This is a genomic window from Erwinia sp. AK-PDG3-5 (assembly GCF_056821705.1).
In genome coordinates this window covers 1,342,345-1,368,810 of the sequence record NZ_CM165967.1, presented here as the reverse complement: position 1 = coordinate 1,368,810, position 26,466 = coordinate 1,342,345, and the positions used below count along the sequence as shown (strand labels likewise).

Genomic DNA, 26,466 nt, shown 5'->3' with positions numbered 1-26,466 from the left:
CAAAACGTCTGAACTGGTTGGAGTGTTAATCCGTGAAAAAGTTTTATCCGGCTCACTGAGTGGGATAAAAACCTGAAAGCGCCAGGCGACAGGTTTATGCCATATTGCTGGCAGGATCAAAACAGGCTTTCAACCGCCGGTTGAAGGCCAGCCAGTACAGCGCCAGCAGATCAAAACCGGTAAACAGGATCACCAGCGGTGAAACGGCGTCGTCGCCGTGCCACAGGGTGAAGGCCTGCAACGCCAGCATCGCCACCAGGGTCAGCATTAGCACCCAGCGCCAGGCCTGCCAGAGTTTCGGTGCGCGCTGGCGATAGCCGGTCAACAGCAGGCCCAGCGCGGCGGGCACGCCTAATCCCAGCCCCAGCCAGAAGGCATGGGTGTCAGGATAAAATAACGCCAGCAGCGAGGTCCCTTGCTGACGCGAGGCGCCAGCCATCACAAACAGCACCCAGGTGCGGGCCTGTAACAGCAAAATCGCCCAGAAGCCCAGCGGTAATCGCAGCTGGCCTCGGGCATCGTAATCGTCTGGGGAATACATCAGGTTATTTCACATCACAGGCAGGAACGTCGGGTGACACCGCGCCACCCAAGCGATTAATATTCGCGATCTTCAATCAGGCGTTTGCCGAGCAGCGCGCTGTCCACCGCTTCATAATCGAGCTTTTCATAAAAGCCCATTACCGCATCATTTTCTTCACGCACCATCACGTGGATTTTCGGACATCCGCGGGCGATCAGCTTTTTCTCCAGCCGGTTGATCAGCGCGTTGGCAAAGCCACGGCCCTGATAATCGGGATGAACGCCGAGATAGTAAGCCGATCCACGATGACCGTCGTAGCCGCCCATCAGCGTGCCGACAATCACCCCACCGACGACCGCCACCAGAAACAGATCGGGATCGTGATTGAGCTTGCGCTCGATATCCATTTCCGGATCGTTCCAGGGACGTAACAGATCGCAACGCTCCCACAGGGTAATCACTTCTTCAAAATCGTCCTGGCTAAATACGCGAATTTCCATGGCGTTGCCCCAGATGTTAACCACAATTTGCTGATTATCACGCTTTCTTTCGGCGGTGCAAGCCTCAACCACCATTAAGAGTGAAAAAAACGCCCGAGCCCATCTGTTAGCCTGCTGAAATGGAAAGTAAAAAGTTGAAATAGTTCCCTCCTCGCGCGGGAGCTATTGTTACGATATAACAATAAGCACTTTGTGCCCTGAGGATGTTTTGATGAAAAAGTTTGGCCAGATGACCCCGTTAACTTCCCGACGTCAGCTGCTGCTTTCCGGCCTGGCGTTGGCTTTACTGGCCAATAAACCGGCAAGGGCGAAAGAGGAAAGCGCGTCGCTAAAACTCGCTTCGGCACGGGCTAAAGCCAACACCCCGCCACCGCCGTCCGCCAACGGCAAAAAAATCGTGATGATCGATCCGGGCCACGGCGGCATTGACTCAGGTGCGGTGGGCGAAGAGGGTTCCGAAGAGAAACATGTGGTGCTGGAAATTGCCAATCATATCCGCACCATGCTCAACGACCATCCGCATATCGAAGCGCGGCTCACCCGCGAGTCCGACCACTTTATTCCGTTGGGTGAACGTGTCGAAATCGCCCATCAGCACGGCGCGAACCTGTTTATGTCGATCCACGCCGACGGCTTTACCAGCCCCGATGCCAACGGGGCTTCGGTATTTGCCCTGTCCAATCGTGGGGCCAGCAGCAGCATGGCGCGCTACCTGTCGCAGCGTGAAAATGCCGCCGATGACGTCGGTGGCGTCAAAGCTGCCGATAAAGACCACTATCTGCAGCAGGTGCTGTTCGACCTGGTACAGACCGACACCATCAAAAACAGCCTGACGCTGGGCAAACACGTGCTGGGCCAAATCCGTCCGGTGCATCACCTGCACAGCCAGCATACCGAACAGGCGGCGTTTGCCGTGCTGAAGTCCCCTTCGATCCCGTCGGTGTTAGTGGAAACCTCCTTTATTACCAACCCGGCTGAGGAGCGTCTGTTAGGCACCACCGCCTTCAGGCAAAAAATCGCCACGGCGATTGTCGGCGGCATCGTCAGCTACTTTAATGAGTTCGATGCCAATAACAGACGCCCCAGCTGAGCCATTTTGGCGTATACTCCGCGCGTCAATTTTCATCAGTAAGGTAAGCCATGAACGCACCCGACCTCGCCCAGGTGAAGCAGTTTCTGCTCACCTTACAGGACAGCATTTGCCAGCAGTTAGCCCAGGCTGACGGCAAGGCAAATTTTGAAGAAGACAGCTGGGACCGCGAAGGCGGCGGCGGCGGTCGAAGCCGCGTGCTGCGCAACGGCGCGATATTCGAGCAGGCCGGCGTTAACTTCTCCCACGTTCATGGCGATCAAATGCCGGCGTCTGCCACCGCACACCGCCCGGAGCTGGCAGGCCGCAGCTTTGAAGCGATGGGCGTGTCGCTGGTGATCCACCCGGAAAACCCCTATCTGCCGACCAGCCATGCCAACGTGCGCTTCTTTATTGCCGAGAAGCCCGGTGCCGATCCGGTGTGGTGGTTTGGCGGCGGGTTCGATATGACCCCGTATTACGGCTTCGCCGAAGACGCCGTGCACTGGCACCAGACGGCCAGCGATCTCTGCCGGCCGTTTGGTGAAGAGGTCTATCCGCGCTATAAAAAGTGGTGCGACGACTACTTCTTTATCAAGCACCGCAACGAGCAGCGCGGCATTGGCGGGCTGTTCTTTGACGACCTGAATACCCCTGATTTCGACTACTGCTTCCGCTTTACTCAGGCGGTGGGCGAAGGCTTTTTGCAGGCCTATCTGCCGATTATCGAGCGCCGTAAAGCGCTGAGCTGGGGCGAACGTGAGCGTGATTTCCAGCTGTATCGCCGTGGCCGCTACGTGGAGTTCAATCTGGTGTGGGATCGCGGGACCTTATTTGGTCTGCAAACCGGTGGCCGAACCGAGTCAATCCTGATGTCGATGCCGCCGCTGGTGCGCTGGGAGTATGACTACGCGCCGCAGCCAGGTACCCCGGAATCCGCGCTCTATACCGATTTCCTGCCGGTGAAAGACTGGATTTAAGCTAAAAAAAGGGGCGATAACACGCTTATCGCCCCTCGCATTCTTTTCGGCCTGCGCCTTTATAACGGCGCCGTTTGCGCCTCAACCACCGCCAACGCCACCATATTGACGATGCGCCTGACCGAGGCGATTGGCGTCAGTACATGCACCGGCTTGGCAATCCCCATCAGTACCGGCCCGACGGTCACCCCTTCCGAACAGGAAACGCGCAGCAGGTTGTAGCTGATCCGCGCCGCCTCGACGTTCGGCATAATCAGGATATTCGCCGCGCCTTTTAACGGGCTGTCCGGCATCAACTCCTGACGGATGCTTTCCACTAACGCCGCATCGCCATGCATCTCACCGTCTATTTCCAGCTCCGGCGCGCGCGCTTTCACCAGCGCCAGCGTTTCCCGCATCTTACAGGCGGCCGGCGCGTTGGAGGTGCCGAAACTGGAGTGTGAGAGCAGCGCAACTTTCGGTTCGATACCAAAGCGGCGCACGGTTTCCGCCGCCATCAGCGTCAGCTCGCACAGCTGTTCCGGCGTGGGATCCTCATTGACGTAGGTATCGGCGATAAAGGTGTTGCCGGCAGGCAGCAGCAGCGCGTTCATCGCCCCGGCGACCCTGACGCCTTCGCGGAAGCCAAACAGCTTTTCGATCACCTCGTAATGCTCTTTGAAGTCGCCAATGGTGCCGCAGATCAGCGCATCCGCTTCACCGCGATGTACCATGATTGCGCCAATCAGCGTCGGGTTGCCGATCACCGCGCGCTGGGCCTGTTCCGGCGAGACGCCGCGCCGCTTCATGATCTGGTAATACTCGCTCCAGTAGGCCTTAAAGCGCGGATCGGATTCGTTATTCACCACGTCAAAATCCTTTCCGGCTTCAATCTTCAGCCCCAGTTTTTTCAGCCGCATATCGATCACGCTCGGGCGACCAATCAGGATCGGTTTCGCCAGCCCCAGCGAGACTAACTCCTGGGTGGCATGCAGCACGCGGGCTTCCTCGCCTTCCGCCAGCACAATCCGTTTCGGATCTTTGCGCGCCTGCGAAAAAATTGGCTTCATAAACAGGTTGGTTTTATAAACAAATTCGCTGAGCTTTTCGCGATAGGCATCCATATCCTCGATCGGCCGCGTCGCCACGCCGGAATCCATCGCCGCCTGCGCCACCGCCGGCGCTATCTGCACAATCAGCCGTGGATCGAAGGGTTTGGGGATCAGGTAATCCGGGCCAAACGCCAGTTCTTCATCGCCATAGGCGGAAGCCACCACGTCACTTTGTTCTGCCAGCGCCAGTTCGGCGATAGCATGCACCGCAGCCAGCTTCATCTCTTCATTAATCGCCGTCGCACCAACATCCAGCGCGCCACGGAAAATAAACGGGAAGCACAGCACGTTATTCACCTGGTTGGGATAGTCGGAACGCCCGGTGCAGATAATGGCATCCGGCCGCACCGCTTTTGCCAGCGGCGGCAGAATTTCAGGTTCCGGATTAGCCAGCGCGAGGATCAGCGGATCGCGCGCCATTTTTTTTACCATCTCCTGCGACATCACGCCGGGACCGGAACAGCCCAGGAAGATATCGGCCCCTTCAATCACCTCATCCAGCGTGCGTTTGCCGCTGTCCTGCACCGCATAGGCCGCTTTGGTTTCCGCCATATTCGCTTCACGGCCCTGGTAAATCACCCCTTTGGAATCGCAAACCACGATGTTGCGTTTCTGCATTCCCAACGCCACCAGCAAATTCATGCAGGCTATAGCCGACGCGCCGGCACCGGAAACCACCAGCCGAACGTCGGAAATGGTTTTCTTCACCACCCGCAGCCCGTTGAGTACCGCGGCGGTACAGATTATGGCGGTGCCGTGCTGATCGTCATGGAACACCGGAATATTCATCCGCTCACGCAGCGTCTTTTCGATATAGAAGCACTCGGGCGCTTTGATATCTTCCAGATTGATGCCGCCAAAGGTCGGCTCCAGCGCGGCGATCACGTTGATCAGCTTGTCGGGATCCAGCTCATCAATCTCGATATCGAACACGTCGATGCCGGCGAATTTTTTAAACAGCACGCCCTTCCCTTCCATCACCGGCTTACCTGCCAGCGCACCGATATTGCCCAGCCCCAGTACCGCAGTGCCGTTGGAGATCACCGCCACCAGATTTCCCCGCGCGGTGTACTTAAAGGCGGCGAGCGGATCGGCGGCAATTTCCAGACAGGGGGCCGCCACGCCGGGCGAGTACGCCAGTGCCAGATCGCGTTGTGTTGCCAGGGGTTTCGTCGGTGAGACCTGAATTTTTCCCGGAACCGGGAACTGATGAAAATCGAGCGCACTCTGCTTCAGTTGTTCGTCCATTATCAGGATCCTTGTTTTCTACGGAGGGAGTCAACGCGTGAGTATAAAAGGGCTTCGCGGGGCAAAACTTGAAGCAGTGCATAAAACCGCCCCCGCTCGCAGAAAGACGCGGTACTAAAGAATCGGCTGATTGAGCTCTGAGTGCGCGCAACCGTGCGCGCCATCACGAAATCCCGGGGAGGTGCTACACTGATGAGTGCGGCATTTTTTTCGTCCGCGCGGCCTGACCATTGGGCGAACCCATTGCAATAATCAGAGAAAACGCATTTCTATTACAGGACGTCTGATGCAATGTTTGGCCTGAGAACAGAAAACCCTGTCGGGCAGACCGGCTGCTAGCCACTGAAAATTCCCCCTTATGAGAAGTTTCAAGGCTGGAGTGTTGGCCTTCAGCCCACCTTGTCCGCAAGGGTCGTAAACGTATGCAGATTGCACATCAAGGAGCCAAGAGATGAACCAGCTAGACGCACTGAAACAATACACCACCGTGGTGGCTGACAGTGGCGATATCGAATCCATCCGCAATTATCACCCGGAAGATGCCACCACCAACCCGTCTCTGATCCTGAAAGCCTCCAGCCTCGATTCTTACAAACACCTGATTACCGACGCTATCGACTACGCCAAAAAACAGGGCGGCAGCAAAGAGACTCAGATCATCAATGCCAGCGACAAGGTCGCGATTAACCTCGGTATGGAAATTCTGAAAAGCGTTCCAGGACGCGTTTCAACCGAAGTGGATGCACGCCTGTCGTTCGATCGCGGTATGTGTGTCACCAAGGCTGAGAAGCTGGTCAGAATGTACGAAGACAACGGCATTGACCGTTCGCGCATCCTGATTAAACTGGCTTCCACCTGGGAAGGTATCCGCGCAGCGGAAGAACTCGAAAAGAACGGCATCAACTGTAACCTGACGCTGCTGTTCTCCTTCGCCCAGGCGCGTGCCAGTGCTGAAGCCGGCGTGTTCCTGATTTCGCCATTTGTGGGCCGTATCTTCGACTGGTACAACAGCCGCAAGCCGATCGACCCGTATGTCGTTGATGAAGATCCGGGCGTAGTGTCCGTACGCAACATCTACGAATACTACAAACAGCATCGCTATAACACGGTGATCATGGGTGCCAGCTTCCGTAAAGTTGAGCAGATCCTGGCGCTGGCCGGCTGCGATCGTCTGACTATCTCCCCTAACCTGTTGGAAGAACTGCAGGCCAGCGATGCGCCGGTTGAGCGTAAGCTGAAGCCGTCAACCGAGGCCTTTAACCAGCCAACGCCGATGACTGAAGCCGAGTTCCGTTGGGAGCACAATCAGGATCCGATGGCGAATGACAAGCTGGCAGAAGGTATTCGTCAGTTCGCCGTTGACCAGCAGCAGCTGGAAGACGTGCTGTCCGCCAAGCTGTAAACACTCAATAACCAGGGAGAAAAATATGTCTTCACGTAGAGAACTGGCTAATGCCATCCGTGCATTGAGTATGGATGCGGTACAGAAAGCCAATTCCGGTCACCCAGGCGCCCCAATGGGCATGGCAGATATCGCCGAAGTGTTGTGGCGCGAGTTTATGCATCACAACCCGACCAACCCACTGTGGGCCGATCGCGACCGTTTTATCCTGTCTAACGGCCACGGTTCAATGCTGCTGTATAGCCTGTTGCACCTCACCGGCTACGATTTGCCGATTGAAGAGCTGAAAAACTTCCGTCAGCTGCACTCTAAAACGCCAGGTCACCCGGAATACGGCTATACGCCGGGCGTGGAAACCACCACCGGCCCGCTCGGCCAGGGTCTGGCCAATGCGGTCGGTATGGCGATTGCGGAACGTACGCTGGGCGCACAGTTTAACCGCCCGGGTCACGATATCGTCGACCACAACACTTACGTCTTCATGGGCGATGGCTGCCTGATGGAAGGGATTTCCCATGAGGTCTCTTCTCTGGCAGGTACGCTGGGTCTGGGTAAACTGATCGGTTTCTATGACCACAACGGCATCTCGATTGATGGCGAAGTGGAAGGCTGGTTCAGCGATGATACCGCCAAGCGTTTTGAAGCCTACAACTGGCATGTGATCCACGAAATTGATGGTCACGATGCCGATGCCATCAAAAATGCCATCAAAGAAGCACAAAGCGTTACCGATAAGCCTTCACTGATTATCTGCAGAACGGTGATTGGTTTTGGCTCGCCGAATAAAGGCGGTAAGGAAGAAGCGCACGGTGCCGCACTGGGCGCTGAAGAAGTGGCGCTGACCCGTAAGCAGCTCGGCTGGAACTACCCTGCCTTTGAAATCCCGAAAGACATTTATGCCCAGTGGGATGGCAAAGAAGCCGGTGCGAAATACGAGAAGTCCTGGAACGAGAAGTTCGCTGCTTATAAAGCCGCGCATCCGGAACTGGCAAAAGAGTTCTTACGCCGTATGGCCGGCGATCTGCCGGACGTCTGGGAGCAGGAAACGCAGAAGTTCATTACTGAACTGCAGGCTAACCCGCAGAAAATTGCCAGCCGTAAAGCGTCACAAAATACGCTGGAAGCCTACGGTAAGCTGCTGCCGGAATATCTGGGCGGCTCCGCTGACCTGGCGCCAAGTAACCTGACCATCTGGTCTGGCTCTAAGTCGATCAAAGAAGACCATGCCGGTAACTACATTCACTACGGCGTGCGCGAATTTGGTATGACCGCCATTGCCAACGGTCTGGCGCTGCACGGTGGCTTTATCCCGTACACCGCGACCTTCCTGATGTTTGTGGAATATGCCCGTAACGCCGTGCGTATGGCCGCGCTGATGAAAGCCCGTCAGATTATGGTCTATACCCATGACTCAATTGGTCTGGGCGAAGACGGCCCAACGCACCAGCCGGTTGAGCAGCTTGCCAGCCTGCGCGTGACGCCAAATATGAGCGTCTGGCGTCCGTGTGACCAGGTTGAGACCGCCGTGGCGTGGAAACATGCCGTTGAGCGCCATCATGGGCCAACCGCGCTGATCCTGTCACGTCAGAATCTGTTGCAGCCTGAGCGTAGTAAAGAGCAGGTCGACAACATCTCTCGTGGTGCTTACGTGTTGAAAGATTGCGAAGGCACGCCGGAAGTGATCCTGATTGCCACCGGTTCAGAAGTGGAAATCACGCTAGGCGCAGCGGCGAAACTGACCGCAAGCGGCCATAAAGTGCGTGTGGTGTCGATGCCGTCTACCGAGCTGTTTGATAAGCAGGAAGTGGGTTACCGTGAATCGGTGCTGCCATCCAACGTCACCGCGCGTGTTGCGGTGGAAGCGGGCATTGCGGATTACTGGTTCAAATACGTTGGCCTGAACGGCGCTATCGTCGGCATGACCACCTTTGGTGAGTCAGCGCCTGCCGATAAGCTGTTTAACGAGTTTGGCTTCACGGTTGAGAATATCGTCAGCCATGCTGAAGCACTGCTGAAACCTCACTGAGGTGACTGACCGTCACGATCGCTGACTGACGGCGATCGCTGATGGACAACAAAAAGCCCGGCAATCTGATTGCCGGGCTTTTTTTATGCCGCGAGAAGCGGCTCTGTTGGCTTTATCAGCGGGCGTCGCGCGGGGAGGTTAAGGCGTCATTTCCACATTACCGGTCGGCGTCACCGGCAAGGTTTTGCTGGTCCACAGCGTTGGCCAGTCATCGCTGCCGTGCCACGCGTCGCAGGTGCCCTCTTCCGCAAACTCGGCCAGCACAAACTGGCGTCCGTTGAACTGCCAGCGTGACGCGGTGCCACAATCTCCCAGCCCGCGATCCTTGCTGAAGGTCAGCAGCTCTCCCGAGTTGGCGTCATATTCCGCGTTAATCAATTCCAGCTGCTTATCACCGTGGCCAGGCGGCACAAACGGCAAGGTCAGCGTGATGCCCTTGGCAATATAGGGTTCGCTGCGGCTGACTTCAAAAGCCAGATCGATAACGTTGTATGCTCCCATCTCACAGCTCACCAGCAGCAGCGCTTTCTGATCGGATAACGGGGCGACGCTGACTTCACGGCGTTGCGGATCCAGCGAGCACTCGTCGGTATTGATCCGCCAGGTACCAAAATCAATCAGGCCGGTGGTTTCTTCTCGCGTCAGCGGTAAAGGCGGACGCGGCGGCGGAATGATTTCAGGGATCGCCGGCTCAGGCGGCACATCCATCGCCGCACGATCGCCCCGCTTAATCCAGGCGCTCATGCCATTAACCCGTCCCTGAACGTCGTCCATCAGCAGCAGCGCCGCTTTCAGCCCGTGCAGGGAAATGGTGGCGCTTGGCCGGTACAGCAGCTGGATATTATCCGCGTCCATCACCTGCGCCAGAAATTCATCGATGGAGATGTTATGCGCGGTGGTCAGATGATGGGGTTCCACTTCCCAGTGCTTCAGGTCGGGCTTCAGCCGCTGCCCGTCCAGCAGCAGGTTATCCTTCAGCGCCGCGCCCTTCAGCTCACCGGTATAGCGGTTGCCATAATCAATGCGCAGCAGCGGCCGGTCATTAATACCGGCATTACGGCTGAGGGTCATCACCAGGCCATTATCGCCGGGAAAATTACGCACCACACAACTATTAAGGTTATTGCAAGAAATCTGCCAGTCGGAAAAGACTTTTTGCAGCGGCTCGGCATGTAGCGAAGCAGCAAACAGCAGCAGCGAAGCAAAAGGTAATTTCATCCAGTAAGGCATTGAAAACGTGTATCCCAGGTGGCGTAATGGCTACGGAATCGTGCGGATAAGATCAAAAAATTCGATACCCTATGATGACGTCTGCAGGCTGGCAGCTCAATCGGATTTTTCGGACAGTGTTAGTAAAACGTTAAATCATTCAAATCCACACATTCGGTCAAAAGCGGTCATGTTATTCTGATTGGGCAATAAGACCGTAGCCGACTATTTCTCTGCGGCGCCGTGCTGCAATAGCGAAATAATGTGATGCATCTCAAGTTACGCACATAAAAACATTGCTATTCAACAATTTAAATTAATCACCTTACCATCAGAACATCACTTAACTGCGGTTAATTCATTGATCCTGGTTATTTACTGAAGGGATATGAGCTTAGCGTCTGTTTGAAACTCCTCATGCTTTTTTCCGGCATAGAAAATCTTTATTAAGGACATCCGAAAATTGTTGATGTTCTTGTTCCCATATTTGCTATTAGCCTGGGTGCGCTTTTAATTATCAGTATGCTGAGAGATAGTCGATCTGATTAATCGGGTGGGTGCGTCGCAGCAAATGTTTACTTTATTTGCAACAATAGCCGCATCACGCGGCAGTTTACCTGCCGCTATCTGGGAAATATCTGGCCGCGATACTCTCCGCGTAAGCCGGCCAGAGAGGGTTACAGTTTCAGCCAGCCTTCCAGCAAGGCGTGCTGAAACAGCATCACCGTTTTGCCGTCCTTGATGCGCCCCTCTTTGACCATCGCCCAGGCCTTGGGGAAAGGGATTTCCATCACATCGATATCTTCATCGTCCACGCCGCCGCCCGCATTCGCGCGCAGGGAATCATTGTATTCTGCCGCGAAGAAGTGGATCAGTTCGGTGACGCCGCCCGGCGACATATACATTTCGTACAGCTTCTCAACGTGGCCGACCTCGTAGCCGGTCTCCTCAATCGCTTCCTTACGGATGCAGTCCTCCGGGGAATCATCGTCCAGCAGCCCGGCGCAGGTTTCAATAAGCATGCCGGTTTCATTGCCGTTAACAAAGGTCGCAATACGGAACTGACGGGTGAGGATCACGCTGTTTTTTTCGCGGTTATACAGCAGGATGGTCGCGCCATTGCCGCGGTCATAAACCTCGCGCTTGTGGCGGATAGTGGAGCCATCGTTGGCGGTAAGATCGTAAGTAAAGTTACGCAAAACGAACCAGTTTTCTGACAGGATTTTATTCTTAATCACTTCGATTTTGGCTGACATACAGGCTCCGTTGCGTATTTAAGGAGCCTGTCATCATAAGGCCAGGCTTAGCGGAAAACTATCCTAATTCGGGCTTTGTCGCGGGCCGCTCCAGTGGGCGATCGCCAGCGCGATGGCGGTGGTGCAGGCAATCAGGTCAGCCACCGGAACGTGTTCGTTGGGCTGATGACATACCGCCGGGTCGCCGGGGCCAAAGTTGACGGTCGGCGTGCCGAATAATCCCGGCAGGCCAATATCACTGTGAGCACCAAAGCCGACCAGCGCCGACGGCATCGCCGCTTCGGTGACCGCGGACTGGAAGGTGGTGACGAAAGGATGGTCGGCCGGCACTTCCGCGCAGTCGGCATCGAGGATCCATTCAATGCGCGCCGGATGCTGCTGCAAATAGGGATCGACCGCGCAGACCCGCGCCAGATAGTCTTCCAGCTCGGCCTTAACGTGGCCGCCGAGACCGAATTGATCCTTTTCTGCCGGCAGATACTGCACGTCAATAATGATTTCGGCCCGTCCGGCAATCGACGCCGGATGCTCACCGGCTTTCAGCTGCGTGACGATGATCTGATTCGGCAGATCCATTAACGGATGATTTTTGCGTGGGTCGGTCTGCCAGCGGCGATTCAGAATATCTATCGCATCGAGCATCTGGCGGCACAGCATAATGGCGTCGACCGGCCCGCTGGTGTTCCAGGCGTTCGGCGTCAGCTCGGCGTGGCCGCCGATGCCCTCCAGCACAATTTTGCCCCACAGCACGCCATGGCAGATCGGCGCGATGCGGTTGGCGGTGGGTTCGGTCATGATCCCCGCATCGGCCTTAAGCCGCGATCGACCATTGCCAGCGATCCCATGCCACCAATCTCTTCATCCACCACCGTAGTGAAAACCACATCACCAGCCAGCGGAATGTTTAACTCTTTGAGGAACGTCAGCGCCATCAACATGCAGGTGACGCCGCCTTTCATATCCACCGAGCCGCGTCCATACACCGCACCGTCCTTCACCACCGGGGTAAACGGATCGGTGTGCCAGTGCTCCGCAGCACCCGGCGGCACCACGTCGACATGGCCGTTGAGCATGATTGAACGCCCGCCGCCGCCGCCCGCCAGAATCCCGCCCAGATTCGGCCGCCCTTCAAAGGTGCGGCCTTTGTTGGCGCCCGGTCGGCCCTGGTATTTGGCGTACAGCGCCGGGCCGTCGGGATCCCACAGATCGGTGGTCATGCCTGATGCCTGCAGCCGTTGCTGAAGATATAGCTGGCAGTCACGCTCGCCTGGCCCGGCTTCACGCGGATCCACTTTCACGATCGATGGGAAGGCGATCAGATCGCAAAGCGTCTGCACCAGACGATCGGTGTTGGCCTCAACGTGACGCGCAATCTGCTGTGCTAATGTCATGAATTATCTCCGGTAAGATGAGAAGCGGTCGGCCAGCAGCACGGCGATCAGTAACACCCCCACCATGCCCACTTGCCAGACCGTGTTGATGCCACACTGCAACAGGCTGGTTTTGATCGCCACCAGCAACAGAGTGGCGGCAAACACGCCCACCATACCGCCCCGGCCACCAAAGATCGCCATGCCACCCAACAGCGCGGCGGTCAGCGATTCCAGCTCCAGATTCACGCCGACATTGGGGCGACCGCTGCCCAGCCAGGCGAGGGTGATAAACCCGGCACAGCCCGCCAGCGCACCGCAAATGCCGTACACCAGCATGCGCAGACGATCGACAGGAATGCCCACCAGCCTGGCCGAACGTTCGTTGAATCCCATCGCATAAATCCATCGGCCCCAGCTGGTAAAGCGCAGGATTGCCCAGACGATAACAAATACGGGGATCACGCAGCAGAGGAACGGCAGCGGAAAGGCCGCCAGCACGCCGCGTCCCCACGGCAAAATATCGCGCGGGACGCCGGATTGGGCGGCACCGCCGGTCAGCGCCAGTGCCAGACCGGACCAGGCGTAAAACGTGCCCAGCGTGACGATCAGCGGCCAGATTTTTAACTTTGCTACCAGATAGCCATTAAACAGGCCAAGCAGGAAAAGACCGGCAGCAGCACCGGCGGTAAACCGGCGTGCAGCGCCATCATGCCCGCCACTGCCGACAGCGAAACGTTGCCACCGACCGACAAATCGATCCCGCCGCCGCCGCCCAGCACCAGCAGCAGGCCGTTTTGCAAAATCCGCAGCAGCAGAACGCCTAACACGGTGCCCAACAAACTGCATTGGCCGCCGGTGATGCGGGTTCCGCCCAGCACCACCGCCGCAATCGCCTCCAGCGCCAGCGTGCTGCCGACGGTCATCTCCACGTTGCGGTAGGTGGCCACATAAAAGGTGGCTGCCAGCCCGCACAGCATAAAGGTGATAAAGCGCACGCGGGTGACCGGTACACCGGACAGGCGGGCTTTCTCTTCCGAATGGCCAATCGCCAGCAAATGCGGGCCATAGGCCGTGCGCCGCAAGGCCAGCCAGACCAGCAGATAAGCCAGCGCTATCAGCCACGCCATCAGCGGCAGGCCAAGCAAGCGGCCATCCACCCAACGCGTCAGCCCATCGGGCAGACCCGATAACCACCGACCGCCAAGTAAGGCAAAGATGACAGTGCGGTAGACGCCGTACAAACCCAGCGTGCCGACAATGGCCGGGATGCGCCCCCAGTAACTGCCCGACGCCCCAGGCCGCCAGCCCCATCACCACGCCGACGGAGACATCGACGCCGCCCATCGCCAGAATCAACGTCATCCCCAAACCAATCAGCAGCAGCTCAACGCTGTTACGCAATACCGTGCCCAGGTTGTCGACGGTGGCAAACCAGGGCGAAGCCAGCGAGAAGATCGCGCAAGCCAGCAGGCAGACGATGGCAAGGGTGATTTCACGCGCCGACCAGCGCCACAGGGTTCCTTTAAGTTGCATTCTCATCAGAAGTGATACTGATCGACGTTATCTTTGGTGAAGACCGCAGGAGCGCCCAGCAGCAGGATGCCGGTTTTACTGTCATAGCTGACCGGCTTAGCAAAGCCCGGCACGCGGTTTTCCGCCGCAAATTTTTTGCCGTCGATCAGCGCTTTGCCAGCCCAGACGGTCAGATAGCCCAGCCTCTCCGGGTCCCACAACACGCTGTAACCAAAGGCGCCGCTCTTCAGACAGGCGCGCGCGGTGTTCGGGCTGCAGTAGCCGGCACCAATCACCTTGCCGATTTTCCCGGCGGTTTCGATGGCCTGCGCCACGCCGGGACAGGTGGTGGACGCGACGGCAATAATGCCGTTCAGATCGGGATTAGAGGACATCAAATCGGTGGAAATTTGTGCCGCACGGCTGGCGGTGCCACCGGCAAACTGCGGCGCCAGCAAGGTGACGTTCGGGTATTTCGCTTTCACCCTCGCCTGCATAAACCCGATCCAGGCGTTAAGATTTGATGCGGTCGCTTCGCCCGAAACGATGCCAATCTTGCCGCGATCGCCCACCCGTTTGACCATCTCATCAATGATGCTTTCGCCTAGTCCCCGATCCGTGGCCTGGGCAACATAGACCGCACGGCCGCTGTCCGGTGCATCGCTGTCGCTGGTGTACAGCGAGATGCCGCGTGATTTGGCCTGTTCAACCACCGGGGCCAGGCTGGAGGCATCCAGCACGCTAACCGAGATGGCCTTCACGCCCTGCGCAATCAGGTTCTGCACGATTTGCAGCTGATCCATCGGGTTGGTATCCACCGGGCCGGAATAGATAAAATCAACGCCCAGTTCCTTCGCCGCACGGTTGCCACCGTCCTGCATCGCCTGGAAGTACGGAATGCCAACTATCTGCGGTACAAAGGCCACTTTCGGTTTGTCGGCAGCGCTGACTAACTGGCTGATAAGGTAAACAGATGACGCAAGCAGTGTAAGAGTGACGCGTTTCAACATAGTTAAATTCCACCCAGAGAAAGGAACGATTGGTTAGTCACGGCGTTGTTCAAAGGCGCGCGCATCAGGATGCGCGCCGGTGATCAGTGAGACGATCTCATCCGGCGAGGTCTCTTCCCGTCGCCGTTCGGCAATTTTGCGGCCACGGCGGAAAAACACCATGCGATCGGCCACTTCAAACACGTCGCTGATGTTATGGCTGATCAGCACCACGCCACAGTTACGTTCGGCCAGCCGCCGCGTCAGTGAAAGCACCTTGCGGGTTTCAGCTACCGCCAGCGCGGCGGTCGGTTCGTCCATGATCACCAGCTGGGCATTGAGGTTAAGGGCGCGGCAGATCGCCACCGCCTGACGTTGACCGCCAGACAGGCTGCCTACCGGCGCTTCCGCATCGGAGATATGCGCATCCAGTTCGGCCAGCAGCTGTTGCACCCGTTCACGCATCGCCTGCATACGTAAAAACGGGATGCCCAGCACCTGCCGTTTTAACTCGCGACCGAGAAAGACGTTTTCGGCAATCGACAGGTTTTCCGCCAGCGCCAGCTCCTGATAAATGGTGGCGATGCCGTAGTCGGACGCCTCTTTCGGCGAGGAGAAACGCACGCTTTTACCGGAAACAACCAGCTCGCCTTCCGTGGCGCTGTAGGCACCCGACAGGACTTTGGTAAAGGTCGACTTTCCAGCGCCGTTATCCCCCAGCAGCGCAAGCACCTCTCCCCGGTTGATCTCCATGTTGACGCCGTTGAGCGCGGTCTGCGCGCCAAAGCGCTTGGTAATGTTGGTAGCTTTAACCAAAACGTCACCCATAACGGTTTCCCTGATGCTGGCAATAAACGAGTAAACCGGTTTACCCTTTTTCAACACATCGGGCTTACGGCGGTGGTCTTATGGAGGATTATTAAGCAGTTCGCGTGCCAGTTCAGAGGGGTTATGACAGATATAAAAGGCAGACGACTGAAAAACCCTGCACTAATTTGTGAATGGTCTGGTAATCCGATTTACGTGTCAGCAGCGGGATTTTTGCGTGTTAAATCAAGGATGCGACATCGTTGTGCATAATTGCGCCAGTGTGAGGCACGGGGATAAAAAAAAGGCGACCTGTAAAAGGCCGCCTTTTTCTGAACGTCTCAGGATTACTTCGCTGAGGTTTCCTTCACCGGTGCATGCTCGGTTTGCGCCACCGCATGCACGCGCTTGCGAACGCCAAACCAGCCGAGGATCAGGATCAACGCAATCAGCGGCACGGCGGCAATGGTGTACGTCCCGTTAGGGTAATCAAACGCCATCAGTACCAGCACGCTGGCCAGGAACACCAGCGTCAGCCATGAAGTGAACGGTGCCCACGGCATTTTGAAGCTAACGTCTTCCGCTTTCCCTTCTTTGATCGCTTTACGCAGACGCATCTGGCAAACCACGATAAAGCCCCAGGAAGAGATGATGCCCAGTGAAGCGATATTCAGCACGATCTCAAACACGCGCGATGGCACGATATAATTGAGGTAAACCCCGATAATATAGACGCCAATCGTCACCAGGATGCCCATGTAAGGCACCTGCTGACCGCTCATTTTTGACATGAACTTCGGTGCCGAGCCGCCCATCGACATCGAACGCAGAATGCGGCCGGTGGAATACAGGCCGGAGTTCAGGCTGGAAAGCGCCGCGCTCAGCACCACGATATTCATGATGCTGCCAACGTAAGGCACGCCCAGTTTCGAGAAGAAGGTAACGAACGGGCTCTGTCCTGCCTGGTAAGCATTCCACGGCAGTAACAGCACCAGCAGCACCACCGAGCCAACGTAGAACAGGCCGATACGCCAGATCACGCTGTTGATTGCCTTCGGCAGCATGGTTTTCGGGTCTTTACATTCGCCGGCCGCCGTCCCCACCAGTTCAATGGAGGCAAAGGCGAAGACCACACCCTGCACCAGCACCAGCGCCGGTAGCAGACCGTGCGGGAAGAAACCGCCGTTATCGGTGATCAGGTGGAAGCCGGTTGAGTTGCCGTCCAGCGGTTTACCGGTGCCGAGGAACACCACGCCGACAATCAGGAAGATGGCGATAGCCAGTACCTTAATCAGCGCGAACCAGAACTCCATTTCGGCGAACCACTTTACGCCGATCATGTTCATGGTGCCGACAATCGCCAGCGCGCCCAGCGCGAACACCCACTGCGGCACATCGCCGAACGCGCCCCAGTAGTGCATATACAGCGCCACCGCCGTGATATCCACGATACCGGTCATCGCCCAGTTGACGAAGTACATCCAGCCCGCCACGTAGGAGGCTTTTTCGCCAAGGAATTCACGCGCATAGGAAACAAAGCTGCCGCTTGATGGGCGGTGAAGAACCAACTCACCCAGCGCACGCAGGATAAAGAAGGAGAAGATGCCACACACTAAATAGACGATTGCCAGCGCCGGGCCGGCAATCTGCAGACGGGCTCCCGCACCAAGAAACAGTCCTGTCCCTATCGCCCCACCAATCGCAATCATCTGAACGTGACGATTGTCCATGGCCTTGTGATAGCCAGAGTCATGAGAATTTAACCAACGTCTTCTTGCGGCGCGTTTGTCTGCGACCGCTGTTTTATCAGCTTTCATTTTCTTTCCTATTATCCTGTCCACAGTATTACGGTTACCCGTCCCAGGTATCCTGATGTCTGTCGCCAACCAAACGATTGCGTCGCAGCACAAACGTCTGGGCAAAAGCCGACTTCCTGTAATTATATTCTTAGCGGAAGCGGCAAAATTGCGGCGATGCATCCTAACCGTTCTCGAAAGCTGACGCAAAAGTTCCGCGCGTGAAATCGTGAGCTTTTGTAATTTTTGCCAGATGGCGCATAAAAAAACCGACCGCAAAGGGCGGTCGGTTCAGTGAAATCACTAAGGCTACACAGGGATAATGCGGAGAGGGAACAGCTTAACGGTAAATCTCTGCGTTACCGCTCCACAGGCTTGAATCACCCGGGGTATCAGCGCGGATAACACGATAGTGCGTGGCGCCCATTTCCGATGCTTTCTGAGAAAGCTGGTGGGTTGCGTCATCCAGCGAACCGCTCACGGCTGAGACGGACACCGTACCCATTGATTGCAGATTCTGGCTCTGCTGTGCATCGACCTGAGTAGCGGCCAATGCTGAGAAAGAGGTGGCGGCTAAAAGGGTGGCAGCAATAAGCGCAGGTAATTTGATATTCATAATTGATTTCCTCGTCGAAAGTTATCATTCGTCAGAAAGTTATTGTTCGTTACGGAATCAATTATGACCGTGCTAATGAAAAGCAGAGTGAGCGACGGGTAAAAGTGTTTAAGGATTGTGAAGAGAGCGCGGATTTATTTTAAGAAGCGTCAATAAAAGTTACATTTAGCCAGGGATGTAAACAGAGGTGTCAAACTGCACGGAGGAGATACATTTTATCGGGTATTTTAAGCAGTGGAACCACTGTATCCGGGTTGCCACGGCGCTTCAAGCGATACACCGCACGTTTTGAACATTCTTTTTTGCAGCCGATTCAGGTCAGTTTTTTGCTTTTTGGTTGCGGCTATACTGACCGCCTCTCTTATAAAGGATAAGCCGGATGTTTAAACGTTCCGTCACTGGCAGCCTCGCCCGCGCGCTGTTCGCCATTGCTCTGCTTTCAGTGCTGTCGACCGGTCTGGCGCTGCTGACGCTTTCTACCAGCCTGCGCGATGCGGAAGCGGTGAACATTGCCGGATCCCTGCGGATGCAAAGCTATCGTCTGGCATGGGATGCCGCCAGCCAGCGGTCTGAACTGCCGAAAGATATCGCCGCGTATCAGCAATCCGTGCAGGCGCCGCCTTTAAAAGCATTGGATCGGGCCTATGTGCCGGAGAGTGTCAGGGCACGTTATCATGCCCTACTCCATGACTGGCAGAGCCTGCAGCCGGCGTTACTGGCGGGAGAGACTCAGCACTACCAGCAAAACGTCTCCTTATATGTCGCGCAGATCGATCGCTTTGTGCTGGCGCTGCAGCACTGGGCCGAGCTGAAGATGAAACTGGTGGCCGGCGTCAGCCTGCTGGGTTTTGTCGCCATCGCCCTGCTGGTGTTTCTGACGTTAAGACGGGTGAAGCGCCAGGTGGTGATCCCGCTGAATAAGCTGGTGAACGCCAGCCATGAGATTGAGCAGGCCCATTTTCAGCACACGCCGCTGGATACCGGACTGACCAACGAACTGGGCGTGCTGGCTCGCGCCTTCACCAGCATGTCGGCTGAACTGGATAAACAGGTGCAACGCCTCGAACAGGCGGTAAAAGAGAAAACCAGCGACCTGAGTCAGGCTAACCGCCATCTGGCGCTGCTCTATCACTGCTCGGAGACCCTTAACCGCCATCTGAATCCTGCCGACGCCTGGCCGGAGGTGCTGGAAAAAGTCATCGAGCATCACGGCCTCAGCGCGATTGAACTGAGCGCCGATCCCCACGGCACGCTGAGCGCTGGCCAGCCGAATCCCCATCTGCCGTGGCTGAGCCTGCCGCTGGCGGAGAAGCCCGCATCCGCATTACGCTGGCAGGCAACAACCAGTGAGCCGCAACTGATGCAGGGACTGGCCACCATGCTGGCCCGTTCGCTGCAACTCGATCGCGCACAGCAAAAAGTTCACCATCTGCTGGTGATCGAGGAACGCGCCACCATTGCCCGCGAACTGCATGATTCCCTGGCGCAGTCCCTCGCCTATCTGCGCATTCAACTCGCCAGGCTGAAACGAGTGGTGGATAGCAAGGCGGAACCGGCGCTGGCGATTGTGGCTGAGATCGATCGCGCCCTGAACGAAGCGAATATTCAGCTGCGCGAGTTACTGACCACCTTCCGCCTGTCGGTTGAACCCGCAGATTTAGCCACCGCGCTGCGCCAGGCGATCGCCACCCTGCGCACGCAGTCCAGCGCTGAAATCGTGTTAGAGAGTGAGCCAGCAGTACAGCATCTGGAGGCGCAACAGCAGGTTCATGTGCTGCAAATCGTGCGCGAAGCCCTGCTCAATGCCATTCGTCATGCCCAGGCATCGCGGATTGTGATCCGCTGCAGCCGTACGGATCGGGACGAAAATCTGATTGAAATTCATGATAATGGTGTCGGTATCGCCGACGCGACCTCGCCACCCGGGCATTACGGCCTGTCGATTATGCAGGAACGAGCCAGAAACCTGCACGGCGGCATAACCATCTGTTCCGCCGGCAACCAGGGGACCACCGTCTCATTACGCTTCCCGGCATAGCGGTGAACTCACGGTCGTCAGATCAGATATTGCTGATGGCACAAGGGCTGACGGCGTACGTCTGCGGACGATTTAGCACGATAATTTACACTTTCTCCTCATTTTCTCCACGATTCTTCACAATGCTGAGGGTAAAGTGTTTGCTGCCGAAGCAGTTTGAATAAACTAAAAAAATTTGCGGCGGACCGGATTTCAGAAGCCCGCGCCCAAAAATAAGGCCGGCGCATTTCTCTTCCCGACTACTTGCCTGGAGCCTTATTCAATGGCGAATTTTTTTATCGATCGCCCGATCTTCGCCTGGGTGATAGCGATTTTGCTTTGCCTGACCGGCACACTGTCGATTTTACACCTTCCCGTAGAGCAATATCCCGACCTGGCTCCACCTAACGTCCGCATCACGGCCAATTACCCTGGCGCCTCTGCGGAAACGCTGGAGAATACCGTTACCCAGGTTATCGAACAGAATATGACGGGCATCGATAACCTGATGTATATGTCCTCCCAGAGCAGCAATACCGGGCAGGCAACCATCACCCTGACCTTTACCGCCGGAACCAACCCGGATGAAGCGCGCCAGCAGGTGCAGAACCAGCTGCAGGCCGCGCTGCGTAAGCTGCCGCAGGACGTGCAGACCCAGGGCGTCACGGTGACCAAAACCGGTGACACCAATATCCTGATGGTGGCGTTCGTCTCCACCGACGGCAGCATGGATAAGCAGGATATTTCCGACTACGTCGCCAGTAACGTACAGGATCCGCTCAGCCGTATTGATGGCGTGGGCGAAGTCGATGCTTACGGTTCGCAGTACGCGATGCGCATCTGGCTTGATCCCAACAAGATGATCAATTACGCCCTGACCACTTCGGATATTGTTTCGGCGATTGAATCGCAAAACAGCCAGGTGGCGGTGGGTCAGCTGGGCGGCTTGCCGTCGGTCGATCGCCAGGCGCTGAATGCCACCATCAACTCGCAATCCCTGTTAAACACCCCGCAGCAGTTCCGCGATATCACCCTGCGGGTTAATCAGGACGGTTCAGAAGTAAAACTCGGCGACGTGGCGGATATGGCGCTGGGCGCGGAGAAATATGACTTCCTCAGCCAGTACAACGGCCAGGCCGCATCCGGTCTGGGGATCAAGCTGGCGTCCGGCGCGAATGAGCTGCAAACCGATGAGCTGGTGCGCGCCCGTATTGAAGAGCTGTCGCACTTCTTCCCACACGGGCTGAAAGCAGAGGTCGCTTATGAAACCACGCCGTTTGTTAAAGCGTCGATTGAGGATGTGGTCAAGACCCTGATTGAAGCGGTGATCCTGGTATTTGTGGTGATGTATCTGTTTATGCAGAACTTCCGCGCCACGCTGATCCCAACCATCGCCGTGCCGGTGGTGTTGCTCGGGACCTTTACCATCCTGTCTGCCTTCGGTTTCAGTATCAACACCCTGACCATGTTCGCCATGGTGCTGGCAATCGGGCTGCTGGTCGATGACGCCATTGTGGTGGTGGAGAACGTTGAGCGAATAATGAGTGAAGAAGGACTCTCGCCGCGTGATGCCACCCGTAAATCGATGGGACAGATTCAGGGCGCGCTGGTGGGGATTGCGCTGGTGCTGTCAGCGGTATTTATTCCGATGGCTTTCTTTGGCGGCACCACCGGGGCAATCTACCGTCAGTTCTCGGTGACCATCGTTTCCGCCATGGTGCTGTCGGTGCTGGTGGCGATGATCCTGACCCCTGCCCTGTGCGCCACGCTGCTTAAACCTATCGCTAAGGGCCATCATCATGGTCGCCGGGGATTCTTCGGCTGGTTCAACCGCATGTTCAACCGCAATGCCGAACGCTATGAACGCGGCGTGGGCAAAATTCTGGCGAAAGCCGGACGCTGGATGGTGCTGTATATGCTGCTGATCGCCGGGATGGCCTTTATGTTCCTGCGCCTGCCGACCTCCTTCCTGCCGCTTGAAGATCGTGGCGTGTTCACCACCCAGGTGCAGTTACCGCCGGGTTCCACGCTGCAGGAAACCAATAAGGTGGTTAATAAGGTTGAGCAGTACTATCTCACCGAGGAGAAAAACAACGTGCTGTCGGTGTTCTCCACCATTGGTGCCGGTCCGGGCGGTAATGGTCAGAACGTGGCGCGTATGTTTGTCCGCTTAAAAGACTGGGGAGACCGCCCAGGCGCCGAAAACACCTCCTTTGCGATCATTGAACGCGCAACGGCCGCCTTTAAAAAAATCAAAGAAGGCCGCGTGATTGCCAGCAGCCCGCCGGCCATTACCGGGCTGGGGAACTCGGCCGGATTTGATATGGAATTGCAGGATCACGCTGGCCTTGGCCACGATGCGTTGATGAAGGCGCGCGACCAACTGCTGGCCGCCGCCGAGGGCAATGCCTCGTTAGTGCGCGTGCGCCATAACGGTCTGGATGACACACCGCAGTTACGGATTAACGTCGATCAGCACAAGGCCCAGGCACTTGGGGTCTCGATTGATGATATCAATAACACCCTGCAGACCGGTTGGGGCTCGACCTACGTTAACGATTTCCTCGACCGCGGCCGCGTGAAGAAGGTCTATGTTCAGGCCGCAGCAAAATACCGCATGTTGCCGGACGACATCAGCAAGTGGTACGTCCGTAACAGCAGCGGCGGCATGGTGCCGTTTACCGCCTTTGCCACCACCAGTTGGGAAACCGGTTCGCCACGCCTGGAGCGCTATAACGGCTATTCCGCTGTGGAAATTGTCGGTGAATCTGGTCAGGGCATCAGTACCGGTACCGCCATGGACGTGATGGAAAATCTGGTCAGCAAACTGCCTATCGGCTTTGGCCTGCAATGGACCGGAGCGTCCTATCAGGAACGGATGTCCGGATCGCAGGCGCCTGCGCTGTATGCCATTTCCCTGCTGGTGGTGTTCCTCTGTCTGGCGGCGCTGTATGAGAGCTGGTCGATTCCGTTCTCAGTGATGCTGGTGGTGCCGCTCGGCGTGATCGGCGCGCTGGTGGCCACCTGGGCGCGCGGTCTGGAAAATGACGTCTACTTCCAGGTGGGTCTGTTGACGGTGATTGGCCTGTCGGCGAAGAATGCCATTCTGATTGTGGAATTCGCCAATGAGATCAATGCGAAAGGCCGGGATCTGCTGGAATCAACCCTCGAAGCCTCGAAACAGCGTCTGCGTCCGATTCTGATGACCTCACTGGCCTTTATCTTCGGCGTGTTGCCGATGGTGATCAGTAACGGGGCCGGCTCCAGTAGCCAGCATGCGGTGGGCACGGGCGTGATGGGCGGTATGATTTCCGCCACGGTGCTGGCGATCTTCTTTGTCCCGCTGTTCTTTGTGTTAGTCAGACGACGCTTCCCGGTACAGGAAAAACCCGGCAAATAAACGACCAAAGGCAGCACCGAAGTGCTGCCTTTTTCTGTTCTGGAGGTGGCCGGTGTTGCCCGATCTGCCTTATTTAAAGAAGGTGTTATTTACGCGTTAACATTGCTTCGATAAAGTCTTTCCAGGTCCCCATTTCTGTATCAATCATAAATCACCTCTCTTTTATTGTGGGCCCATTATAGGATTAATCCTAATGCGAAGTGAATCATTTTCGCTCACCCATACCATCGGCAGTTTCGATCAAAACTGTAATTTGCGTGGCAGGACACAGTTCTGCCGTTATCATTGGCAGACTAATCAATAGCGTGATTATCGTTCGAAAACCAGAGGGAAAAGCATGATTCAGATGGTACTGACGACCTCTTACGAAAAGCCTGACGTCGACTGGCAGGAACTGGCCGATCTTATTGAGCGCGCCGGCCTTAGCCGCCGCGATCCGCACACTCTTCAGCGCGCCTATCAGCATTCTCAGTTTGTCTGGTTTGGCTACGTAGACGGTAAGCTGATGGCGACGGCGCATGCTATTAGCGACATGACCTATGCTTCCTACCTTTCCGATGTGATTGTCGACGCGTCTTTCCAGGGCAAAGGCTATGGCGGGCAATTGATGGCGGCGATTATGCAGGCGCTGGCGCCCTGTGGAAAAGTCTTTATCTACTCAATGCCGGACAAAATCAGCTTCTATCAGAAACTGGGCTATGCGCCATTAACGACCGGGATGATTTATGCAGAAGGGACGGCGTTATTAAGGTTGCAGGAGAAGGGATTCGTCAGCGGATAGAACCTGGGGGGCACTGCGCCCCCCATCCACGTCCACTGTTATTTCAGAACTATCACTTTATCGTAGCCGCCGCTCTCGCTGTCGATATGCGTTTTGGCATCGGGATGGTCTAGCATCACCGCCTCAACGATGTGATTGAACTCATCACACCGGCTGGTTTTCTTCCGCACGATCACGATCATTGATTGTGTCTCTTCAACCGAATGGGCGGAAGACGCTTTCATATAGTTCATATTGTCCCTCCTTACGCTAAGTCTCTGTCTGGGTGATGATATTCTGTGCTTCCCTGCTGCCTCGCAGGCGCATCCGTTGTAGACTAACCGCCTGAACAGTATCGAATATAGTTGAAACCCACAGAAAAAAGAAGGGAACCGTCATGCTTACAATGTACGGCATCAAAAATTGCGACACCATTAAGAAGGCGCGAAAGTACCTGGAAGCCCAGGCGATGGCGTATCAGTTTCATGACTACCGCGCCGATGGCCTGGACAGCGCGACCTTACAGGGCTTTATCGACGTGCTGGGCTGGGAAGCCTTGCTGAAAACCCGTGGCACCACGTGGCGCAAGCTCAGCGAAGAAACGCGCAATGGGGTGAATAATGCGGCAACTGCACGCGAACTGATGCTGGAACAGCCGGCAATCATCAAACGCCCGTTGCTCTGCAGCCCAGACGGCTCTATGCTGCTGGGCTTTAGTGAAGCAACCTACCAGCCATTTATTTCGGAGAAGTCCTGATTATGTTTTGTCCGGTCATCGAGCTGACGCAGCAGCTTATTCGTCGCCCTTCCCTCAGCCCGGATGATGCCGGCTGTCAGGCTATTTTGATCGAACGCCTTAAGGCGCTTGGCTTCACTATTGAGCCGATGAACATTGGCGATACCCTGAATGTCTGGGCGTGGCGTGGCCAGGGCGAAACGCTGGCCTTTGCCGGGCATACCGACGTGGTGCCAACCGGCGATGCCAGCCGTTGGATCAACCCGCCGTTTGAACCGACCATCCGTGATGGCATGCTGTACGGGCGCGGCGCGGCCGATATGAAAGGCTCGCTGGCAGCGATGATTGTCGCGGCGGAGCGCTTCGTGACCAGCAACCCGAATCATAAAGGCCGTCTGGCTTTCCTGATTACGTCTGACGAAGAAGCCAGCGCCACCAATGGCACGGTGAAAGTGGTAGAAGCGCTGATGGCGCGCAAAGAGCGCATGGATTACTGTCTGGTCGGCGAACCATCCAGCACCGAAATCGTCGGCGACGTGGTGAAAAATGGCCGCCGCGGATCGATGACCGCCAATCTGACCGTGCATGGCGTTCAGGGTCACGTGGCCTATCCTCATCTGGCCGACAACCCTGTTCACCGCGCGCTGCCGGCGCTCAATGAGCTGGTCGCCACCGAGTGGGACCAGGGCAATGAATTCTTCCCGCCAACCAGTATGCAGATTGCCAACGTGCAGGCCGGAACCGGCAGCAACAATGTGATCCCCGGTGAATGCTTTGTGCAGTTTAACTTCCGCTTCAGTACTGAGCTGACGGACGCGATGATTAAGCAGAAAGTGCAGGAGCTGTTGGATCGTCACCAGCTGCGTTACACGCTGGAGTGGAATGTTTCCGGCCAGCCGTTCCTGACGTCTTGCGGTAAGTTGGTCGATGCGGTAGTAAATGCTGTTGAGCACTATAATGAAATTAAACCGCAGTTGCTGACCACCGGCGGCACTTCAGACGGGCGTTTTATCGCCCGAATGGGTGCGCAGGTGGTGGAACTGGGTCCGGTGAATGCCACCATTCATAAAATCAATGAGTGTGTCAAAGCCGCCGACCTGCAACTGCTGAGCCGCATGTACCAGCGGATTATGGAACAGCTAATCGCTTAAGCGAA

At 56.3% G+C, this 26,466-nt stretch carries 24 protein-coding genes; 9 read left to right on the top strand and 15 right to left on the bottom strand.

Annotation, left to right across the window (positions count from 1 at the left end; genetic code table 11):
* Positions 1-94 precede the first annotated feature (94 nt).
* Complete coding sequence (locus AC1UKS_RS06235; RefSeq protein WP_013203318.1) at positions 95-541, bottom strand: DUF2919 domain-containing protein; 447 nt, start codon at positions 539-541, stop codon at positions 95-97.
* A gap of 56 nt (positions 542-597) precedes the next feature.
* A complete protein-coding gene (locus AC1UKS_RS06230; RefSeq protein ID WP_013203319.1) occupies positions 598-1,023 on the bottom strand; it encodes a GNAT family acetyltransferase in 426 nt (141 codons plus the stop codon).
* A gap of 211 nt (positions 1,024-1,234) precedes the next feature.
* Between AC1UKS_RS06230 and amiA the strand changes: the two genes are divergently transcribed.
* Positions 1,235-2,113 (top strand): N-acetylmuramoyl-L-alanine amidase AmiA, encoded by an 879-nt coding sequence (amiA, locus tag AC1UKS_RS06225; RefSeq protein WP_053144469.1) that lies wholly within the window; start codon positions 1,235-1,237, stop codon positions 2,111-2,113.
* Positions 2,114-2,163: 50 nt separating this feature from the next.
* Positions 2,164-3,072 (top strand): oxygen-dependent coproporphyrinogen oxidase, encoded by a 909-nt coding sequence (hemF, locus tag AC1UKS_RS06220; RefSeq protein ID WP_482436125.1) that lies wholly within the window; start codon positions 2,164-2,166, stop codon positions 3,070-3,072.
* Between the two features lie 59 nt (positions 3,073-3,131).
* Here hemF and maeB read toward each other — a convergent pair whose 3' ends face one another.
* Complete coding sequence (gene maeB, locus AC1UKS_RS06215) at positions 3,132-5,411, bottom strand: NADP-dependent oxaloacetate-decarboxylating malate dehydrogenase (RefSeq protein ID WP_482436124.1); 2,280 nt, start codon at positions 5,409-5,411, stop codon at positions 3,132-3,134.
* 451 nt (positions 5,412-5,862) lie between these two features.
* Here maeB and tal point away from each other — a divergent pair, with 451 nt between their 5' ends.
* Positions 5,863-6,813 (top strand): transaldolase, encoded by a 951-nt coding sequence (gene tal / locus AC1UKS_RS06210; RefSeq protein WP_482436123.1) that lies wholly within the window; start codon positions 5,863-5,865, stop codon positions 6,811-6,813.
* Positions 6,814-6,838: 25 nt separating this feature from the next.
* The gene (gene tkt / locus AC1UKS_RS06205; RefSeq protein WP_053144484.1) at positions 6,839-8,839 is read left to right on the top strand and encodes a transketolase; all 2,001 of its coding nucleotides are present in this window, start codon (positions 6,839-6,841) and stop codon (positions 8,837-8,839) included.
* Between the two features lie 138 nt (positions 8,840-8,977).
* On the opposite strand, the gene AC1UKS_RS06200 is transcribed toward tkt, so the two are convergent.
* The 10 genes from AC1UKS_RS06200 to AC1UKS_RS06155 form a co-directional block, all read right to left on the bottom strand.
* Positions 8,978-10,069 carry a DUF1176 domain-containing protein gene (locus AC1UKS_RS06200; protein WP_482436122.1) on the bottom strand — a complete coding sequence of 364 codons (1,092 nt, stop codon included), beginning with the start codon at positions 10,067-10,069 and terminating at the stop codon, positions 8,978-8,980.
* A gap of 656 nt (positions 10,070-10,725) precedes the next feature.
* The gene (gene nudK, locus AC1UKS_RS06195; protein ID WP_053144488.1) at positions 10,726-11,304 is read right to left on the bottom strand and encodes a GDP-mannose pyrophosphatase NudK; all 579 of its coding nucleotides are present in this window, start codon (positions 11,302-11,304) and stop codon (positions 10,726-10,728) included.
* A gap of 63 nt (positions 11,305-11,367) precedes the next feature.
* A complete protein-coding gene (locus AC1UKS_RS06190) occupies positions 11,368-12,099 on the bottom strand; it encodes a M20/M25/M40 family metallo-hydrolase (RefSeq protein ID WP_482436121.1) in 732 nt (243 codons plus the stop codon).
* Complete coding sequence (locus tag AC1UKS_RS06185) at positions 12,096-12,695, bottom strand: M20 family metallopeptidase (protein WP_482436120.1); 600 nt, start codon at positions 12,693-12,695, stop codon at positions 12,096-12,098. The genes AC1UKS_RS06190 and AC1UKS_RS06185 overlap by 4 nt, the downstream gene beginning before the upstream one ends.
* A gap of 3 nt (positions 12,696-12,698) precedes the next feature.
* Positions 12,699-13,283, bottom strand: coding sequence for an ABC transporter permease (locus tag AC1UKS_RS06180; protein ID WP_482436890.1), 585 nt, complete (start codon positions 13,281-13,283; stop codon positions 12,699-12,701).
* 23 nt (positions 13,284-13,306) lie between these two features.
* The gene (locus AC1UKS_RS06175; protein ID WP_482436119.1) at positions 13,307-13,918 is read right to left on the bottom strand and encodes an ABC transporter permease; all 612 of its coding nucleotides are present in this window, start codon (positions 13,916-13,918) and stop codon (positions 13,307-13,309) included.
* A 297-nt stretch (positions 13,919-14,215) separates the two neighbouring features.
* Positions 14,216-15,199, bottom strand: coding sequence for an autoinducer 2 ABC transporter substrate-binding protein (locus AC1UKS_RS06170; protein WP_482436118.1), 984 nt, complete (start codon positions 15,197-15,199; stop codon positions 14,216-14,218).
* A 33-nt stretch (positions 15,200-15,232) separates the two neighbouring features.
* Positions 15,233-16,006, bottom strand: a complete 774-nt coding sequence (locus tag AC1UKS_RS06165; RefSeq protein ID WP_482436117.1) for an ATP-binding cassette domain-containing protein — start codon at positions 16,004-16,006, stop codon at positions 15,233-15,235.
* Between the two features lie 326 nt (positions 16,007-16,332).
* Positions 16,333-17,802: an L-asparagine permease gene (gene ansP, locus AC1UKS_RS06160; RefSeq protein WP_013203339.1), complete on the bottom strand. Its 1,470-nt coding sequence runs from the start codon at positions 17,800-17,802 to the stop codon at positions 16,333-16,335.
* A gap of 319 nt (positions 17,803-18,121) precedes the next feature.
* Positions 18,122-18,397, bottom strand: a complete 276-nt coding sequence (locus tag AC1UKS_RS06155; protein ID WP_482436116.1) for a YdgH/BhsA/McbA-like domain containing protein — start codon at positions 18,395-18,397, stop codon at positions 18,122-18,124.
* Between the two features lie 379 nt (positions 18,398-18,776).
* Between AC1UKS_RS06155 and narQ the strand changes: the two genes are divergently transcribed.
* Positions 18,777-20,435: a nitrate/nitrite two-component system sensor histidine kinase NarQ gene (gene narQ / locus AC1UKS_RS06150; protein WP_482436115.1), complete on the top strand. Its 1,659-nt coding sequence runs from the start codon at positions 18,777-18,779 to the stop codon at positions 20,433-20,435.
* A gap of 262 nt (positions 20,436-20,697) precedes the next feature.
* Positions 20,698-23,814: a multidrug efflux RND transporter permease AcrD gene (gene acrD, locus AC1UKS_RS06145; protein ID WP_482436114.1), complete on the top strand. Its 3,117-nt coding sequence runs from the start codon at positions 20,698-20,700 to the stop codon at positions 23,812-23,814.
* Between the two features lie 85 nt (positions 23,815-23,899).
* On the opposite strand, the gene AC1UKS_RS06140 is transcribed toward acrD, so the two are convergent.
* Positions 23,900-23,947 carry a hypothetical protein gene (locus AC1UKS_RS06140; RefSeq protein WP_225309844.1) on the bottom strand — a complete coding sequence of 16 codons (48 nt, stop codon included), beginning with the start codon at positions 23,945-23,947 and terminating at the stop codon, positions 23,900-23,902.
* 213 nt (positions 23,948-24,160) lie between these two features.
* Here AC1UKS_RS06140 and AC1UKS_RS06135 point away from each other — a divergent pair, with 213 nt between their 5' ends.
* A complete protein-coding gene (locus AC1UKS_RS06135; protein WP_482436889.1) occupies positions 24,161-24,595 on the top strand; it encodes a GNAT family N-acetyltransferase in 435 nt (144 codons plus the stop codon).
* 38 nt (positions 24,596-24,633) lie between these two features.
* Here the strand turns inward: AC1UKS_RS06135 and AC1UKS_RS06130 are convergent, their stop codons facing one another.
* Positions 24,634-24,828 (bottom strand): hypothetical protein, encoded by a 195-nt coding sequence (locus AC1UKS_RS06130; protein ID WP_013203346.1) that lies wholly within the window; start codon positions 24,826-24,828, stop codon positions 24,634-24,636.
* A 143-nt stretch (positions 24,829-24,971) separates the two neighbouring features.
* Between AC1UKS_RS06130 and AC1UKS_RS06125 the strand changes: the two genes are divergently transcribed.
* Together AC1UKS_RS06125 and dapE are read left to right on the top strand one after the other, a co-directional pair.
* Positions 24,972-25,331, top strand: coding sequence for an ArsC family reductase (locus AC1UKS_RS06125; RefSeq protein WP_482436113.1), 360 nt, complete (start codon positions 24,972-24,974; stop codon positions 25,329-25,331).
* A gap of 2 nt (positions 25,332-25,333) precedes the next feature.
* Positions 25,334-26,461, top strand: a complete 1,128-nt coding sequence (gene dapE, locus AC1UKS_RS06120) for a succinyl-diaminopimelate desuccinylase (protein ID WP_482436112.1) — start codon at positions 25,334-25,336, stop codon at positions 26,459-26,461.
* Positions 26,462-26,466 lie beyond the last annotated feature (5 nt).